The organism is Azospirillum sp. A26, from assembly GCF_042604635.1.
Taxonomy (GTDB): Bacteria; Pseudomonadota; Alphaproteobacteria; order Azospirillales; family Azospirillaceae; genus Azospirillum; species Azospirillum palustre.
In genome coordinates, this window is record NZ_CP170472.1 from 138,269 (window position 1) to 152,199 (window position 13,931).

The 13,931-nt window shown below is 67.9% G+C and carries 13 protein-coding genes; 7 read left to right on the top strand and 6 right to left on the bottom strand.

The genetic code is table 11. The features are described from left to right. Positions 1-3 precede the first annotated feature (3 nt). From rplO to ABNQ39_RS01180, 3 genes are all read left to right on the top strand, one after another. On the top strand, positions 4-489 hold the full coding sequence (gene rplO / locus ABNQ39_RS01170) for a 50S ribosomal protein L15 (protein ID WP_109051337.1): 486 nt from the start codon (positions 4-6) through the stop codon (positions 487-489). Positions 490-612: 123 nt separating this feature from the next. Further along, a complete protein-coding gene (gene secY, locus ABNQ39_RS01175; protein ID WP_098740484.1) occupies positions 613-1,953 on the top strand; it encodes a preprotein translocase subunit SecY in 1,341 nt (446 codons plus the stop codon). Then, entirely contained in the window at positions 1,953-2,600 is a 648-nt protein-coding gene (locus ABNQ39_RS01180; protein WP_174471528.1) for an adenylate kinase, read from the top strand. The genes secY and ABNQ39_RS01180 overlap by 1 nt, the downstream gene beginning before the upstream one ends. A gap of 91 nt (positions 2,601-2,691) precedes the next feature. Here the strand turns inward: ABNQ39_RS01180 and ABNQ39_RS01185 are convergent, their stop codons facing one another. From ABNQ39_RS01185 to ABNQ39_RS01195, 3 genes are all read right to left on the bottom strand, one after another. Continuing rightward, on the bottom strand, positions 2,692-3,465 hold the full coding sequence (locus tag ABNQ39_RS01185; protein ID WP_376958357.1) for a FadR/GntR family transcriptional regulator: 774 nt from the start codon (positions 3,463-3,465) through the stop codon (positions 2,692-2,694). 163 nt (positions 3,466-3,628) lie between these two features. After that, positions 3,629-4,546 carry a DMT family transporter gene (locus ABNQ39_RS01190; RefSeq protein WP_376958358.1) on the bottom strand — a complete coding sequence of 306 codons (918 nt, stop codon included), beginning with the start codon at positions 4,544-4,546 and terminating at the stop codon, positions 3,629-3,631. A gap of 112 nt (positions 4,547-4,658) precedes the next feature. Next, positions 4,659-5,363 carry a hypothetical protein gene (locus tag ABNQ39_RS01195; protein ID WP_376958359.1) on the bottom strand — a complete coding sequence of 235 codons (705 nt, stop codon included), beginning with the start codon at positions 5,361-5,363 and terminating at the stop codon, positions 4,659-4,661. A gap of 119 nt (positions 5,364-5,482) precedes the next feature. Here ABNQ39_RS01195 and ABNQ39_RS01200 point away from each other — a divergent pair, with 119 nt between their 5' ends. Further along, positions 5,483-6,340: an N-formylglutamate amidohydrolase gene (locus tag ABNQ39_RS01200; RefSeq protein ID WP_376958360.1), complete on the top strand. Its 858-nt coding sequence runs from the start codon at positions 5,483-5,485 to the stop codon at positions 6,338-6,340. An 18-nt stretch (positions 6,341-6,358) separates the two neighbouring features. Further along, entirely contained in the window at positions 6,359-7,522 is a 1,164-nt protein-coding gene (locus ABNQ39_RS01205) for a carboxylate-amine ligase (RefSeq protein WP_376958361.1), read from the top strand. 26 nt (positions 7,523-7,548) lie between these two features. On the opposite strand, the gene ABNQ39_RS01210 is transcribed toward ABNQ39_RS01205, so the two are convergent. From ABNQ39_RS01210 to ABNQ39_RS01220, 3 genes are all read right to left on the bottom strand, one after another. Then, positions 7,549-8,643: an ABC transporter ATP-binding protein gene (locus tag ABNQ39_RS01210; RefSeq protein WP_376958362.1), complete on the bottom strand. Its 1,095-nt coding sequence runs from the start codon at positions 8,641-8,643 to the stop codon at positions 7,549-7,551. After that, complete coding sequence (locus tag ABNQ39_RS01215) at positions 8,640-10,121, bottom strand: ABC transporter permease (protein ID WP_376958363.1); 1,482 nt, start codon at positions 10,119-10,121, stop codon at positions 8,640-8,642. The genes ABNQ39_RS01210 and ABNQ39_RS01215 overlap by 4 nt, the downstream gene beginning before the upstream one ends. A gap of 227 nt (positions 10,122-10,348) precedes the next feature. Beyond that, positions 10,349-11,392 (bottom strand): iron ABC transporter substrate-binding protein, encoded by a 1,044-nt coding sequence (locus ABNQ39_RS01220; protein ID WP_376958364.1) that lies wholly within the window; start codon positions 11,390-11,392, stop codon positions 10,349-10,351. A gap of 317 nt (positions 11,393-11,709) precedes the next feature. On the opposite strand from ABNQ39_RS01220, the gene ABNQ39_RS01225 reads away from it, so the two are divergent. Together ABNQ39_RS01225 and ABNQ39_RS01230 are read left to right on the top strand one after the other, a co-directional pair. Then, the gene (locus ABNQ39_RS01225) at positions 11,710-13,035 is read left to right on the top strand and encodes an O-acetylhomoserine aminocarboxypropyltransferase (RefSeq protein ID WP_376958365.1); all 1,326 of its coding nucleotides are present in this window, start codon (positions 11,710-11,712) and stop codon (positions 13,033-13,035) included. A 10-nt stretch (positions 13,036-13,045) separates the two neighbouring features. Continuing rightward, on the top strand, positions 13,046-13,861 hold the full coding sequence (locus ABNQ39_RS01230) for an alpha/beta fold hydrolase (protein WP_376958366.1): 816 nt from the start codon (positions 13,046-13,048) through the stop codon (positions 13,859-13,861). The last annotated feature ends 70 nt before the right edge of the window (positions 13,862-13,931 follow it).

Genomic DNA, 13,931 nt, shown 5'->3' on the forward strand with positions numbered 1-13,931 from the left:
ATCATGACCAAGCTTAATGACCTGCGTGACAACGCCGGTGCCCGCAAGGCGCGCATGCGCGTCGGTCGCGGTATCGGTTCGGGCAAGGGCAAGACCGCTGGCCGCGGCGTGAAGGGTCAGACCTCGCGCACCGGCGTGGCGATCAACGGCTTCGAAGGCGGGCAGATGCCTCTGCACCGCCGCCTGCCGAAGCGCGGTTTCCGGAACATCTTCGCCAAGGAATACTCGGTGGTTAACCTGGGCATGGTCCAAAAGGCCATCGACCTGGGCAAGCTGAACGCCGCCGAGACTATCGATGCCGCGGCGCTCAACGCCGCCGGTGTCACCGGCAAGGTGAAGAAGGACGGTGTCCGTCTGCTGGGCAAGGGCGAGCTGACCGCGAAGGTTTCCTTCACGGTCGCCGGCGCGTCCAAGTCGGCGATCGAAGCCGTCGAGAAGGCGGGTGGCAGCGTCACGCTGACCGCTCCCGCCGCCGAAGCCGCCGAGTAAAGTTCCACGATAAGCCCGCGCTTGCGCGCGGGCTTTCGGGGCACTACAAAAAGCGAAGTCGCGAGGGGCGGCCTGCGTCATGCAGTGCCGCCCCGTTCGCGCTTACGGGACAGGGATTGGACCATGGCATCAGCGGCCGAGCAGCTTGCCGCCAACATCAATTTCGGGGCTTTCTCCAAGGCGACCGAGCTGAAAAAGCGGATTTGGTTCACCTTGGCGGCCCTGATCGTCTATCGGCTGGGCACTTACATCCCGATTCCGGGCATCGATCCGCACATCCTGCAGGACGTCTTCAAGCAGCAGGGCAGCGGCATCCTCGGGATGTTCGACATGCTGGCCGGCGGTGCGCTCCACCGCATGACCATCTTCGCGCTCAACATCATGCCGTACATCTCGGCGTCCATCATCGTGCAGCTGCTGACCGCCGTGTCGCCGCAGATGGAGGCCATGAAGAAGGAAGGCGAGGCCGGGCGCAAAAAGCTGAACCAGTATACCCGATTCGGCACCGTCGTTCTCGCCACCGTCCAGGCCTACGGCCTCGCGGTCGGGCTTGAGTCGATGCGCGGTTCCACCGGTGCCGCGGTCATCGACCCCGGCCTGTTCTTCCGCATCGCCACGGTCATCACGCTGGTCGGCGGCACCATGTTCCTGATGTGGCTGGGCGAGCAGATCACCGCCCGCGGCATCGGCAACGGCACCTCGCTGATCATCTTCGCCGGCATCGTCGCGGAACTGCCGCGCGCGCTGGTCAATACGTTGGAACTCGGCCGTCAGGGCGCGCTGTCCACCGTCTTCATCATCCTGATGCTGGTGATGGCGGTTGGCGTCGTATTCTTCATCGTCTTCATGGAACGCGCCCAGCGCCGCCTGCTGGTGCAGTACCCGAAGCGTCAGGTCGGCAACCGGGTATTCGGCGGCGAAGCGTCGCACCTGCCGCTGAAGATGAACACGGCCGGCGTCATTCCGCCGATCTTCGCCTCGTCGCTGCTGCTGCTGCCGCTGACTGCGGTCGGCTTCGCCGGCGGCGAAGGGCCGGAGTGGCTGCAGGCGGTGTCGCGCTACGTCGCGCACGGCACGCCGCTCTATATGCTGCTGTACGCCTCGCTGATCGTGTTTTTCTGTTTCTTCTACACCGCCATCGTCTTCAACCCGACGGAGACGGCCGACAACCTGCGTAAGTATGGCGGCTTCATCCCCGGCATCCGTCCGGGCAAGAACACCGCCGACCACATCGACTATGTTCTGACGCGGCTGACGGTCATCGGCTCCGCCTACCTTGTGGCGGTTTGTCTCCTCCCCGAAATCCTGATATCCCAGCACTCGGTTCCGTTTTATTTTGGCGGCACCAGCCTGCTGATCGTGGTCACCGTCACGATGGACACGGTTGCGCAGATTCATTCCCACCTGCTGGCCCACCAGTATGAGGGATTGATCAAGAAATCGAAGCTTCGGGGGAGAAAGTAATGAACCTCATACTGCTCGGTCCGCCGGGCGCCGGGAAGGGGACCCAGGCGCGCCGTCTGGAAGACACTCGTGGTCTGGTGCAGTTGTCGACCGGCGACATGCTCCGCGCCATGGTGGCGGAAGGCGGGCCGCTCGGGCAGCAGGCGAAGGAGATCATGGCCGCCGGCAAGCTGATGCCGGACGAGCTGATGGTCAGCATGATCGCCGAACGCATTTCGAAGCCCGACGTGAAGAACGGCTTCATCCTCGACGGGTTCCCGCGCACGGTCGCCCAGGCCGAGGCGCTTGATCGGATGCTGGACGAGAAGGGCCTGAAGCTCGATCACGTGATCGAGATGCGGGTTGTGGACGACGTGCTGGTGGAGCGCATCACTGGCCGTTACACCTGCGCCAAGTGCGGCAAGGGCTATCACGACAGCTTCGAGAAGCCGAAGGTCGAGGGCGTCTGCGATGTCTGCGGCAGCACCGAATTCAAGCGGCGCGCCGACGACAATGCGGAGACGGTGACCACCCGCCTGGGCCAGTACCACCAGCAGACCGCGCCGATCCTGCCCTATTACCAGGGCCGCGGCGTTTTGAAGGTGGTGGACGGCATGGCCGACATCGATGAGGTTACCAAACAGATCGGGACGATCCTCGCCAGCTGAGGATCGTCACCGGTCGGATAGGAAAAGGCCGCAGTCTCCGTTCGGAGGCTGCGGCCTTTCTTTTGGCCGGCTTTGGAGAGAGCTGCCGGCGTCAGCCGGCGCTGGGGGAGGGCGGGGCGTCGGTCGCGCTGTCGGTGCCGCCGGTGGAATGGTCCGACATCGTGCGGTAGCGCGCCAGGATCCAGCCGAGATGGGCGGTCACGGCGTTCGCGGCGCCGTCCGGGTCGCGGCGGGCGAGGGCCTGATGGATGGCACGGTGATGCTCGATCATCAGCGCTTCATGGTTTTCCATGAAGGGTTCGGTGTGCTTCATCTCGACCATGTTGCCGAGGATGTCGCGGATGGTCGACAGCAGGTGGAGGTAGACCGGACTGCCCGACGCCTGGGCAACGGCGACGTGGAAATCCATATCGTCAGCAGCGCGACCGCCGTCGCGGTTGGTCTCGGTCATCGCCGCCAGAATGCGTCCGATGGTGTCGATCTGCTCCCGTGTCGCACGCTCGGCCGCACGGCGGGCTGCCCAGCTCTCCAACGCCATGCGGATTTCGACGAGGTCGCAGAGGTTCTGGTGGGTGCTGCGGACCATGGCGGTCAATGCGCCGTCCATCATGCCGGCCGATGAGACGACACGGGTGCCGCCGCCCTGAACGGCGGTCAGGAATCCTTGCGTCTTCAGCTTCTGCAACGCGGCGCGGACGGAGACCCGGCTGACATGCAGCTGTTCCGCCAGTTGGCGTTCCCCCGGCAGACGCTCTCCCGGCACTAGCTCGCCTCGCGCGATGCGGTCGAGGAGCTGTTGCGCCACCCACTCCGAAATGCGCTGGGAAGAGGAGGGGACGTGAGCGCTGTCGTCGGTGCCGGGCACGGGTTGTTCCCCTTTGGTCGGAAGGCGGTTCATTGCTGGATGGTCATACCGGTAAAGGTCCCGGCGGGTGCGGTCAATGGCCGACCGCCACGCTGCGGCGCCTTGCCCACGGGATGGAAAACTATGGCGGCGATGGCGATGGGCAACCGCCCGGGCCTGGGCGTCAGCGGCCGCCGGGACGGGCCAGCAGGATGCCTATCAGGATCACCGCGGCGCCCAGTGCCTGCAACGGACCCAGCGGCTCGCTCAGGAGAATCCAGGCGAGAATGGCCGCCGCCGCCGGTTGAAGCAGCAGGCTGACCGACGAGAAGGACGCCGGCAGATGCGCCAGGGCGTAAGCAATCAGGCTCTGGCCGCAGGCATGGCTGAATAGGGCGAGGCCCGCCAGCACCGCCCAGCCGGATGCGCTCGCCGGCAGCATCGCCTCTCCGTCATAGAGGCCGATCGGCAACAGAACCAAGGCGGATATCGCGCCGCTCCAGGTCATGATGGTGGCGGTGGAGAATTCCGCGCGCAGCCGCCCGACCGACAGGATGTAGCCGGCATAGAAGGCGGCGGTGAGCAGGGCCAGCCCATCGCCGAACAGATGGTCGGCGTCGAGCTGGAAGCTCTCGCCCATCAGCACGATGGCGCCGGCCAGCGCCAGCAGCATGCCCATGACGAAGCGGCGGGTGATCCGCTCCTTGAACAGGAACCAGGCGGCCGGCGCCACGTAAAGCGGGGCGAAGTTCGCCAGCAGCGTGGAGTTGGCGACCGAAGTGTAGCGAATCGAGGTGTGCCAGATCGCAAGATCGCCGGCGAAGAACAGGCCGGCCAGCGACAGGCGGGCATAGTCGGAGACCGTGGAGGGGCGGCGGCTGGAGCGCCCGCCCCGCTGCCGCGACTCGGCGGCCATCCACAGCCCCAGTGCCGGCATCGCCAGTGCGGTCCGCCAGAAACCGGTGGCGACCGGTCCGACCTCCGACAGCCGGACGAAGATGGGGGCAAAAGCGATGCCCAAAGCGCCGACCAGCAGCGCGATCAGGGCGATGCGCTGGGTCCGGTCCGCATGATCGGCTGGGAAGGCACTGGCGTCTGGCATGGACCGCTTATAACGGCCGCCCGGTCACCGGACCAGCGCGACGCAAGTCATGGCTGCCGTGCAGCTCCGGGACTCTCCCGGAGGCTGCCGGCGGCGATAAGGAAACGGCGGATCAGCGCGGACGGATGCGGCGCAGCGCGACCGACTCATCGTCCTCCGAGCCGAAATCGTCATAGTGGACCGGGCAGCGGCCATCCTTACGGGGATGGTCCTTGACGGTGGCGGGGTACCAGTCGCCCTTCCATTCGACCGACACCCGCATGCCGGGCTGGCACAGCGACGAACCGGCGGCATAGCCACCGTTGCTGGACATCGGAGCAGCCCCCATCGGCGCCTGCATCATCGGCGCCTGGACGCCGCCCGGCGGCACCGGGCTCAGCATCGGTGCGGCGGGCGCCGGCTTTTCCTGGTCGCAGAAGGCGGTGCAGACGCGCTTGGCGACCACCTGCCCGCCGCAGCTTCCGCCGAAACAGTCGCGATAGTCGGATTCGCAGCGCGCTTCGCAGCTGCTGTTGCCGCAGGAGTAGGAGCGGTCGAAATCGCCGACCGACTTCTTGATCGGCTTTTTCTCCGCCTGCTGGCGGTTGACGTAGGCCTGATATTCATAGAGGGCGCGCGACCGCGCCTCGTTCACGCAGGCCTGCTGCGACATGCCGCAATTCTGGCGGCAATAGTTGCGGTTCTGCTGGCATTGGTTGACGCAGAGCCGACCTTCGGCCGAGCTTGGCGGGACGAGGCTGTACTGCGTCTCGTAAACGGGTCCGCAAGCGCTGAGCAGCGCCATCACGGCAAGGCAGAGGGAAAGCAGGCGAAGCATGCGGGTCGTCTTCCGGGTGGGTTCGCGCGGAGAGGGAAGGACAGCCTAGCAGCTTGCCGTTCGGGCTACCACCATCGGCCGCGCTTCCGCCCGGCGTGGCGGTTGCGTTAGTGTGGCATATGGCCACATCACCTTCCGAACATCGCCAGCCCGTCACCGCGCCCGCACCGGCACCGCGCGGCGCCACTCCGCTGCTGGGACCCGACGATCCGCTGCCGGCGACCACGCTGAATCCGGATGCCGGGGGACCGCTGCTGCTGCTGTGCGACCACGCAACGCGCACGGTCCCGCGGTCGCTGGGTGACCTCGGTCTGCCGGAGGAGCAGCTTTGCCGCCACATCGCCTACGACATCGGTGCGGCGGAGGTGACGCGGCGTCTGGCGGAGCGGTTCGGCGCCACTGCGGTGCTCTCCGGATTTTCGCGGCTGGTGATCGATCCGAACCGGGCGCTTGAGGATCCGACCGCCATCCCGGTGGTCAGCGACGACGTGGTGATCCCCGGCAACCGTGCGCTCGATGCCAAGGCCCAGGCGCAGCGGGTGGAGGCGCTGTTCAAGCCCTACCACGCCGCGGTCGCGGCTGCGGTCGCCTCGATCCGTGCCCGCGGGCAGGTGCCGGTGCTGGTTTCGGTGCACAGCTTCACCCCGGCCATGCGTGGGGTGGCGCGGCCCTGGCACATCGGCGTGCTGTGGGACAACGATCCGCGCCTGCCGGTGCCGCTGATCGACGCGCTGAAGGCCGACGGCCGCTGGTGCGTCGGCGACAACCAGCCCTATTCCGGCCGCGGCACGCTGGGCGGCACGGTGGAGACCCATGCGACCCCCGCCGGTTACCCCAATGTCCTGCTGGAGGTGCGGCAGGATCTGATCGCCACGCCAGAGGGCGCCGATCTCTGGGCGCAGGTGATTGGCGATGCGCTGGAACCTCTGCTCTCCCTGCCGTCGCTGACGGTCGTCCACCATTATCCCCGGGCCTGACACCGCATGGAAAGCACCGTGACCGAACCCTCCTTCACCCTCGGCCTGGAAGAGGAATATCTGCTGGTCGACCGCGGCACGCGCGACATCGTGCCCAGCCCGCCGGACGAGATGCTGGAAGCCTGCCAGGAACAGGCGCCCGGCCGCATCCATCCGGAATTCCTGCGCTGCCAGATCGAGGTGGGAACGCCGGTCTGCAAGACGCTGGACGAGGCGCGGGCCGAACTGGCGGCGCTGCGCGGCACGGTGGCCGGGGTGGCCGACCGCTACGGGCTGGCGCCGATCGCCGCCTCCACCCATCCCTTCGCCGCATGGGAGCCGCAGAAGCACACCAACCGCGACCGCTACAACATGCTGGCCCGCGACCTCGGTGCGCCCGCCCGCCGGCTGATGATCTGCGGCATGCATGTCCATGTCGGGATCGAGGATGACGACCTGCGCATCGACCTGATGAATCAGGTCCGCTATTTCCTGCCGCACCTGCTGGCGCTGTCGACCTCCTCGCCCTTCTGGCGCGGGCGCGACATGGAGCGCCGTTCCTACCGGCTGAGCGTCTGGCACGAGCTGCCGCGCACCGGCATGCCTGCCGGTTTTCAGAGCTATGGCGAGTATCAGAGCCATGTCGCGGTGCTGGTGAATGCCGGGGTGATCGAGGACGCCAGCAAGCTGTGGTGGGACATCCGTCCATCCTCGCGCTTTCCGACGCTGGAGATGCGCATCACCGACATCTGCACCCGGCTGGACGATGCGGTGACGGTGGCGGCGCTGTATCGCTGCCTGCTGCGCATGCTGTGGCGGCTGAAGCTGCGCAACGTGACATGGCGGCCCTACAAGAACCTGCTGATCGAGGAAAACCGCTGGCGCGCCCAGCGTTACGGGCTGGACAGCGGGTTGGTCGATTTCGGCCAGGGCCGCATCGTGCCCTATGCCGACCTGCTGGACGAGATCATCGACCTGACCCGCGAGGATGCCGAGCATTTCGGCTGCACCGCCGAGGTCGGGCGGGCGCGCGACATCCTCAGGCGCGGCACCAGCGCGCACCGGCAGATCGAGATCTTCCAGACGGCGCTCGCCGACGGCGCCAGCGAGGACGAGGCTTTGCGCCGGGTGGTGGACTGGCTGGCGGAGGAGACGATGGTGGGGGTGCGGGGCGAGCCCTCACCGGCCGGTGTCACCGCCTGATCCGCCCCCCGGCGTCCACAGAGTTGTCAGCGCAGGGGCGTTTCGAAGAGATGCGCCTCGCCCTCGACATGGATGCGGACGCGGCTGCCGATCCTCGGCAGGTCCAGGCCGGAATGGCGCAGGAGCAGCGGGTTGCGCTGCCCCGGCACATTGCCGAGCGCCACGGCGACCTTGCAGACGGAGCCGCCGAACTCGACGTCGATGACCCGGCCCCAGCTTTCGGCAGCGCTCTCCCCGGTTTTTGATGGGGCGTTCGGCGGGGCGTCGCGGTCGTCGACCACCAGCCGGAGCTGCTCGGGGCGCAGCATGATCTCGCCCGCGCCGCGGCGGGAGCCGGCGGTCACCGCCAGCCGGCCGAGACTGCAACTCGCCCAGCCGTTTTCGACGTCCGCCGGCAGGATGATCGCATCGCCGAGGAACGCCGCCGTCTCGCGGTCGCGCGGCCGTCGATACAGCTCCTGGGGTGAGCCGACCTGCGTCAGGCGGCCTTCGCGCATCACCGCCACCTGATCGGCGAAGGACAGCGCTTCGGCCTGGTCGTGGGTGACGAGGATCGTCGCGATTCCGGCTTCGCAGAGCACCCGGGCGACGGTGCGGCGCAGGGAGTCGCGCAAGCCGGTGTCGAGCGCGGAGAAGGGCTCGTCCAGCAGCATCAGCGCCGGTTTGCGGGCGAGCGCGCGGGCGAGCGCCACACGCTGCTGCTGGCCGCCGGACAGCTCGTGCGGCCGGCGCTCCAGCATCTGCGGATCGAGTTCCACCGCATCCAGCAGTTCCAGGATACGGCTGCGCCGGCCGGCATCGCCGCGCTCCAGCCCGAAGCCGATGTTGTCGGCGATGCTGAGGTGCGGGAACAGCGCGCCGTCCTGCGGCACATAGCCGATGCCTCGGCGGTGGGCCGGCACGACGCCGGCGCCATCCACCAGCGGGTGCCCGTCGAGTAGAATCCGGCCGCTGTCGGCGGACTCGAAGCCGGCGACGATGCGCAGAAGCGTGGTCTTCCCCGATCCGGAGCGTCCGACGATGGCGGTGCGGCTGCCGGCATGCACCGAGAGGTCGACATCCTCCAGCGCCACCGCCTCGCCATACCGTTTTCCCAGTCCCTGAACCTGAAGGAAGCTCATCGTCCGGCGGCCCGTTTCGATTGGATGTGGAGAAGGATCGTCATCGGCAGCGATGCGGCGACCATCATCACCGCATAGGGGGCGGCCCCCGCATAGTCGATCTCGCTGGTCAGCGACCAGAATTCGGTGGCGAGCGTGCGCGTGCCGCTGGGGGCGAGCATCAGGGTCGCCGTCAGCTCGTTGGTGATGCCGAGCGCCACCATCGCCATGCTGGCCGCCGCACCGGGGGCGGCGAGCCGGAAGGTGATCTGGCGCACCGCCTGCAACGGCGTCCGGCCCAGCGCCATGGCCGCCCGCTCCAACTCGACCGGCGCCTGGGCGAGGCTGGCCCGCAGTCCGACCAGGGCCCGCGGCAGGAACAGCAGCATGTAGGCCAGCAGCACCGTGCCGACGGTCTGGTAGAGCGGCAGCGCGACCCGCACGGTGATCGTCACCAGCGACAGCGCGACGACCACGCCCGGCAGCGAGCCGACATAGTAATGGCAGGCTTCGAGAACCCGCTGGAGCCGGCCGGGGGCGCGCACCGACAGCCAGGCCATCGGTGCGGCGGCCAGCGTGGTCAGCAGCGCGCCGGCCAGCGCCAGGGCGACGGTCTGGACGATGGCGCCGCCGATGTCGGCACCCTGCCAGATGCGGGAACCGCCGATGGCGAGCCAGCGGCCGAGCGTCAGCAGCGGGACGCCGAGCGAGAGCGCAGCGAACAGCAGCGGAATCAGCAGGCAAAGCAGGGTGGCGCGGCCGAGTTCGGTCGGTGCCGCCCGCCTTGCGGCACCGCTGCCGACACGGGCGTAGCGTTCCTGGCCGCGCAGCAGCACCTCGCCGCCCATCAGCCCCATGCAGAGCAGCACGAGCACGCCGGCCAGCATGTTCGCCGCTGGGCCGTTGTAGGCCGACTGGAACTGGTCGACGATGGCGGTGGTGAAGGTGTCGAACTGGATCATGACGTAGAGGCCGTATTCGGCCAGCAGATGCAGGCCGATCAGCAGCGAGCCGCCGCAGACGGCCAGCCGCAGCTGCGGCAGCACCACCGTCAGGAACACCCGCCACGGTCCGTGGCCGAGCGAGGCGGCGACATCCTCCATCGTCGGATCGAGCCGGCGCAGCTGGGCGGCCACCGGCAAATAGAGGAAGGGCGAGTAGGCGAGCACAGAGACCAGCACCGCCGCCGCCAGCCCATGCAGGCCGGGCGCAACGGTGACCCAGGCATAGCTGTGGACGAAGGCAGGAACCGCCAGCGGCGCCACAGCCAGCCAGGCCCAGAACCGCCGTCCCGGCAAGTCCGAGCGCTCGGTCAGCCAGGCCAGCGTGACCGCCACCACAATGGAAAGCGGCAGGGTCAGCAGGACCAGCAGCAGCGTGTTCACCAGCAATTCGCCGACCCGGCGGCGGAACACCAGTTCGACCACCGTGTCCCATCCGGTCTGGATGGTGATCCAGACGACGAAGGCGAGCGGCATCAGCGCAAGCGCCGCGACCACCGAGGTGACGGCCAGGACAGGCAGCCCCGTCGGTCTCGAACGGCGTGCGATGACGAGAGAGGCCGCTGCGTGGAGCGTTGGGCGGTCGCGATCCGCCTGCGGCTGGGAAGAGTGCGGGTGAAGAGCGATGACGGTGAACTCCGGAACCGGCTCCGGGTCCGTCCGGATGGACGGGCCTGAACTGCCGCCGCCCGCGGGTTCGATGCCGCGGGCGACGGCAGATTGGATTACAGCAGGCCGGCCGCGGTCATCAAGTCGGTGACGGCCTTATTGTTGAGGGCCTCCGGCTTGACCTTCGGCGCCTGCAGCTTGTCGAGCGGCTCCAGCTTGGCATTGGAGGCGATGCCGCTGGCAACGGCATACTCATAGGAATCGCCGTCGCGCAGCACTTCCTGCCCGCCCTTGCCGGTCAGGAACTTCACGAAGGCCTCGGCCTCGCGCTTGTTCTTGCTGGATGCCAGCATGCCGGCGCCGGAGATGCTGACGAAGGCGCCCGGATCGCCATTGCGGAAATAGTGCAGGGCGACATTCTTGCTGTTCTCGCCGCCGGTGCGGGCCTGATCGCCGATGTAATAATAATGGTAGATCACCGCGCCCTCGACCTCGCCGGCATTCACCGCCTTCATGGCGACGCTGTTGCCACGGTAGGGCTTGGCGTTCTCCTTCATCGCCTTCAGCCAGGAGGCGGTGGCCGCCTCGCCCTTCAACTGGAGGAGCGCGCCGACGATGGCCTGGAAATCGGCCCCGGCGGGCGAGGCGGCCCAGCGGCCCTTCCACTCCGGATTGGCGAGGTCGAGCAGCGACTTCGGCAGCTTGTCCTGCGTCAGCTTGGCGGTGTTGTAGGCGAAGACGGTCGAGCGGGCGGCGATGCCGACCCAATGGCCGTTGGCCGGGCGGAAGCTCTCGGGCACCGGGGCCAGCGTTTCGGCGCCGAGCGGCGCGAACAGCCCGGCATTGTCGACCAGGGCCATCGCCGGGGAGTTCTCCGTCAGGAAAACGTCGGCGGGGGAGGCTGCGCCCTCCTGCACGATCTGGTTCCCCAGCTCCATGTCGCTGCCGTTGCGCACGGTCACCTTGATGCCGGTCTCGCGGGTGAAGCGTTCCACCCACTCCTTGGTCAGGCTGGCGTGCTGGGCGTTGTAGACCGTGATGCCGTCGGCACTCGGCGTCGCTTGGGCAGAAGCCGTGCCGGTGAGGGCCACGACCGGCAGGGCGGCGAGAGCGGAGGCAAGGGCGAGCGACCGGACGAACCGGGAGCGGGAGATCTTCATTCCAACCTCTTCTTCGGACAGGCCGGGCCTTGGGGGCCAAGCCCGGTGGGCAAGAGCCATCGCCGCCTTTTAGTCCCTCCCGGCACTTGTTGCAACTTGTTCTCATTCGCGCAAACTTGTCCGGCGGCCGGCTTTTTCGTCGATCCAACCGCCTTGACGCGCGCGTCACGTCTCCATACGCTTCCGCACCGTCGATGCCGCAGGAATGCGGGTTGAACAGGGCTGGCAAATAAGACGCTGAAAAGCAAAGAGGGCCGCTCCATCGCAGGCGGCCCTCTTTTTAATTTTCGGTGCCAACGTCGAGGGGAGGGGGGAGCATGGCGGGCGCCAAGTTCCTGAAGTTCGATACGCAGAGCCTGCATGCGGGGCAGAAGCCCGATCCGGCCACCGGGGCGCGGGCGGTTCCGATCCACCTGACCTCCTCCTACGTCTTCAGCGACGTCGATCAGGCGGCTGCGCTGTTCAACTTGGAGCGGCCCGGCCACATCTATTCGCGCATCTCCAACCCCACCGTCGCAGTGCTGGAAGAGCGGCTGGCGACGCTGGAAGGCGGGGTGGGCGCAGTCTGCACCGCCAGCGGACAGGCGGCGCTGACGCTCGCCATCATGACGCTGATGGGGGCGGGCGGGCACATCGTCGCCTCCTCCTCCATCTATGGCGGCAGCCGCAATCTGCTGGCCTATACCTTGCCGCGCTTCGGCATCACGACGACCTTCGTCCATCCGCGCGACTTCGACGGCATCCGCGCCGCGATCCGTCCGGAAACCCGGCTGGTCTTCGGCGAGGTGCTGGGCAATCCGGGGCTGGAGGTGCTGGACGTGGCGAAGGTCGCGGCCATCGCGCATGAGGCCGGCATCCCGCTGCTGATCGACTCGACCTTCACCACCCCCTATCTCTGCCGGCCGTTCGAGCATGGCGCCGATCTGGTCATGCATTCCTGCACCAAATGGCTGAGCGGGCACGGCACCGCCATCGGCGGCGTGGTGATCGACGGCGGCCGCTTCGACTGGGAGGCGTCGGGCAAGTTCCCGACCCTGACCGAGCCCTATGCCGGCTATCACGGCATCGATTTCGCCGAGGAATACGGCCCGGCCGCTTTCATCGCCCGTGCCCGTGCCGAGGGCCTGCGCGATTTCGGCGCCTGCATGAGCCCGATGAACGCCTTCCAGATCCTGCAGGGGGTGGAGACGCTGCCGCTGCGGATGAAGTGCCACATCCACAATGCCCGCAAGGTCGTCTGCTTCCTGGAAGGGGAGCTGAATTCGGAGAAGGGTGCGGTCGCCTGGGTCTCCTATCCGGAGCTTGTCGACCATCCCGACCATGCGCTGGCCGCCCGGCTGCTGCCGCATGGCGCCGGTTCGATCATCTCCTTCGGCATCCGGGCCGGGGCGCAGGGCGGCGGCCGTGAGGCCGGGCGTCGCTTCATCGAGTCGCTGACGCTGTTCTCGCACCTCGCCAATGTCGGCGACGCCAAGTCGCTGGTGATCCATCCGGCCAGCACCACCCACGCTCAGCTCGATGCCGAGGCGCTCGCCGCCTCCGGGGTGGGGGAGGACATGATCCGCCTGTCCATCGGGCTGGAGGATTGCGAAGACCTGATCGACGATCTGAAGCAGGCGCTGCGCGCCGCCACCAAGGGCTGAGGGCCGCGCCATGCAGCTGACCGTCAACGGAAACCCCGTCTTCGTCCACACCGGCGGCCGGGACATCGACCCCGCGCGTCCGGCTGTCGTGCTGATCCACGGCGCCGGCATGGACCACAGCGTGTGGAGCCTGCAAAGCCGTTATCTCGCCCACCATGGCCGCTCCGTCCTTGCGGTCGATCTGCCCGGCCATGGCCGTTCCGGCGGCGAGCCGCTGGACAGCATCGCCGCCATCGCCGACTGGGTGATCGCCCTGCTCGACGCCGCCGGGCTGGAGCGGGCGGCGCTCGTCGGCCACTCCATGGGCGCGCTGGTGGCGCTGGACGCCGCCGCCCGCCATGGAGGCCGGGTCGAGGCGGTGGCATTGCTGGGCGTGGCGGAGCGGATGCCGGTTCATCCCGACCTGCTGGCCGCCGCCCATGCCGGGGAGCAGTCGGCCATCGAGATGGTGATCGGCTGGGGCTCCGGCCCGCGCGGCCATGGCGGTGCCCAGGGCGGCGGCTGCCCGACGCCGGGGCTGGCGCTGATCCCCGGCGGGCGCCGGCTGATGGCTTCGGTGCGTCCGGGCGTGCTGGGCGTCGATCTCGCCGCCTGCAACGACTATGGGCAGGGGGCCGATGCCGCGGCGACGGTCGCCTGTCCGGCGCTGTTCCTGCTGGGCGCGCTCGACAAGATGACCCCGGCGAAGGCTGGACGGTCACTGGCCACCCGCGTCAAGACATCGCAGGTCGTCGTCCTGCCGCAGACCGGGCATATGGTGATGACCGAGTCCCCCGATGCGGTGCTGGAAGCATTGACATCCTTCCTGTCCCTGCGGCGGGGATAGGAGTTTCAACGCGGAAATCATGCAACCGGAGTGGGGTTAATCCTGACATGAACCGTTAACGCCCTCTGAT

Bases quoted from the DNA above. Each gene is read 5' to 3' on its own strand.
- ABNQ39_RS01225 (WP_376958365.1), top strand. From the start codon at position 11,710: ATGGCGGGCGCCAAGTTCCTGAAGTTCGATACGCAGAGCCTGCATGCG.
- ABNQ39_RS01230 (WP_376958366.1), top strand. From the start codon at position 13,046: ATGCAGCTGACCGTCAACGGAAACCCCGTCTTCGTCCACACCGGCGGC.
- rplO (WP_109051337.1), top strand. From the start codon at position 4: ATGACCAAGCTTAATGACCTGCGTGACAACGCCGGTGCCCGCAAGGCG.
- ABNQ39_RS01180 (WP_174471528.1), top strand. From the start codon at position 1,953: ATGAACCTCATACTGCTCGGTCCGCCGGGCGCCGGGAAGGGGACCCAG.
- ABNQ39_RS01200 (WP_376958360.1), top strand. From the start codon at position 5,483: ATGGCCACATCACCTTCCGAACATCGCCAGCCCGTCACCGCGCCCGCA.
- ABNQ39_RS01190 (WP_376958358.1), bottom strand. From the start codon at position 4,546: ATGCCAGACGCCAGTGCCTTCCCAGCCGATCATGCGGACCGGACCCAG.
- ABNQ39_RS01195 (WP_376958359.1), bottom strand. From the start codon at position 5,363: ATGCTTCGCCTGCTTTCCCTCTGCCTTGCCGTGATGGCGCTGCTCAGC.
- ABNQ39_RS01210 (WP_376958362.1), bottom strand. From the start codon at position 8,643: ATGAGCTTCCTTCAGGTTCAGGGACTGGGAAAACGGTATGGCGAGGCG.
- ABNQ39_RS01220 (WP_376958364.1), bottom strand. From the start codon at position 11,392: ATGAAGATCTCCCGCTCCCGGTTCGTCCGGTCGCTCGCCCTTGCCTCC.
- secY (WP_098740484.1), top strand. From the start codon at position 613: ATGGCATCAGCGGCCGAGCAGCTTGCCGCCAACATCAATTTCGGGGCT.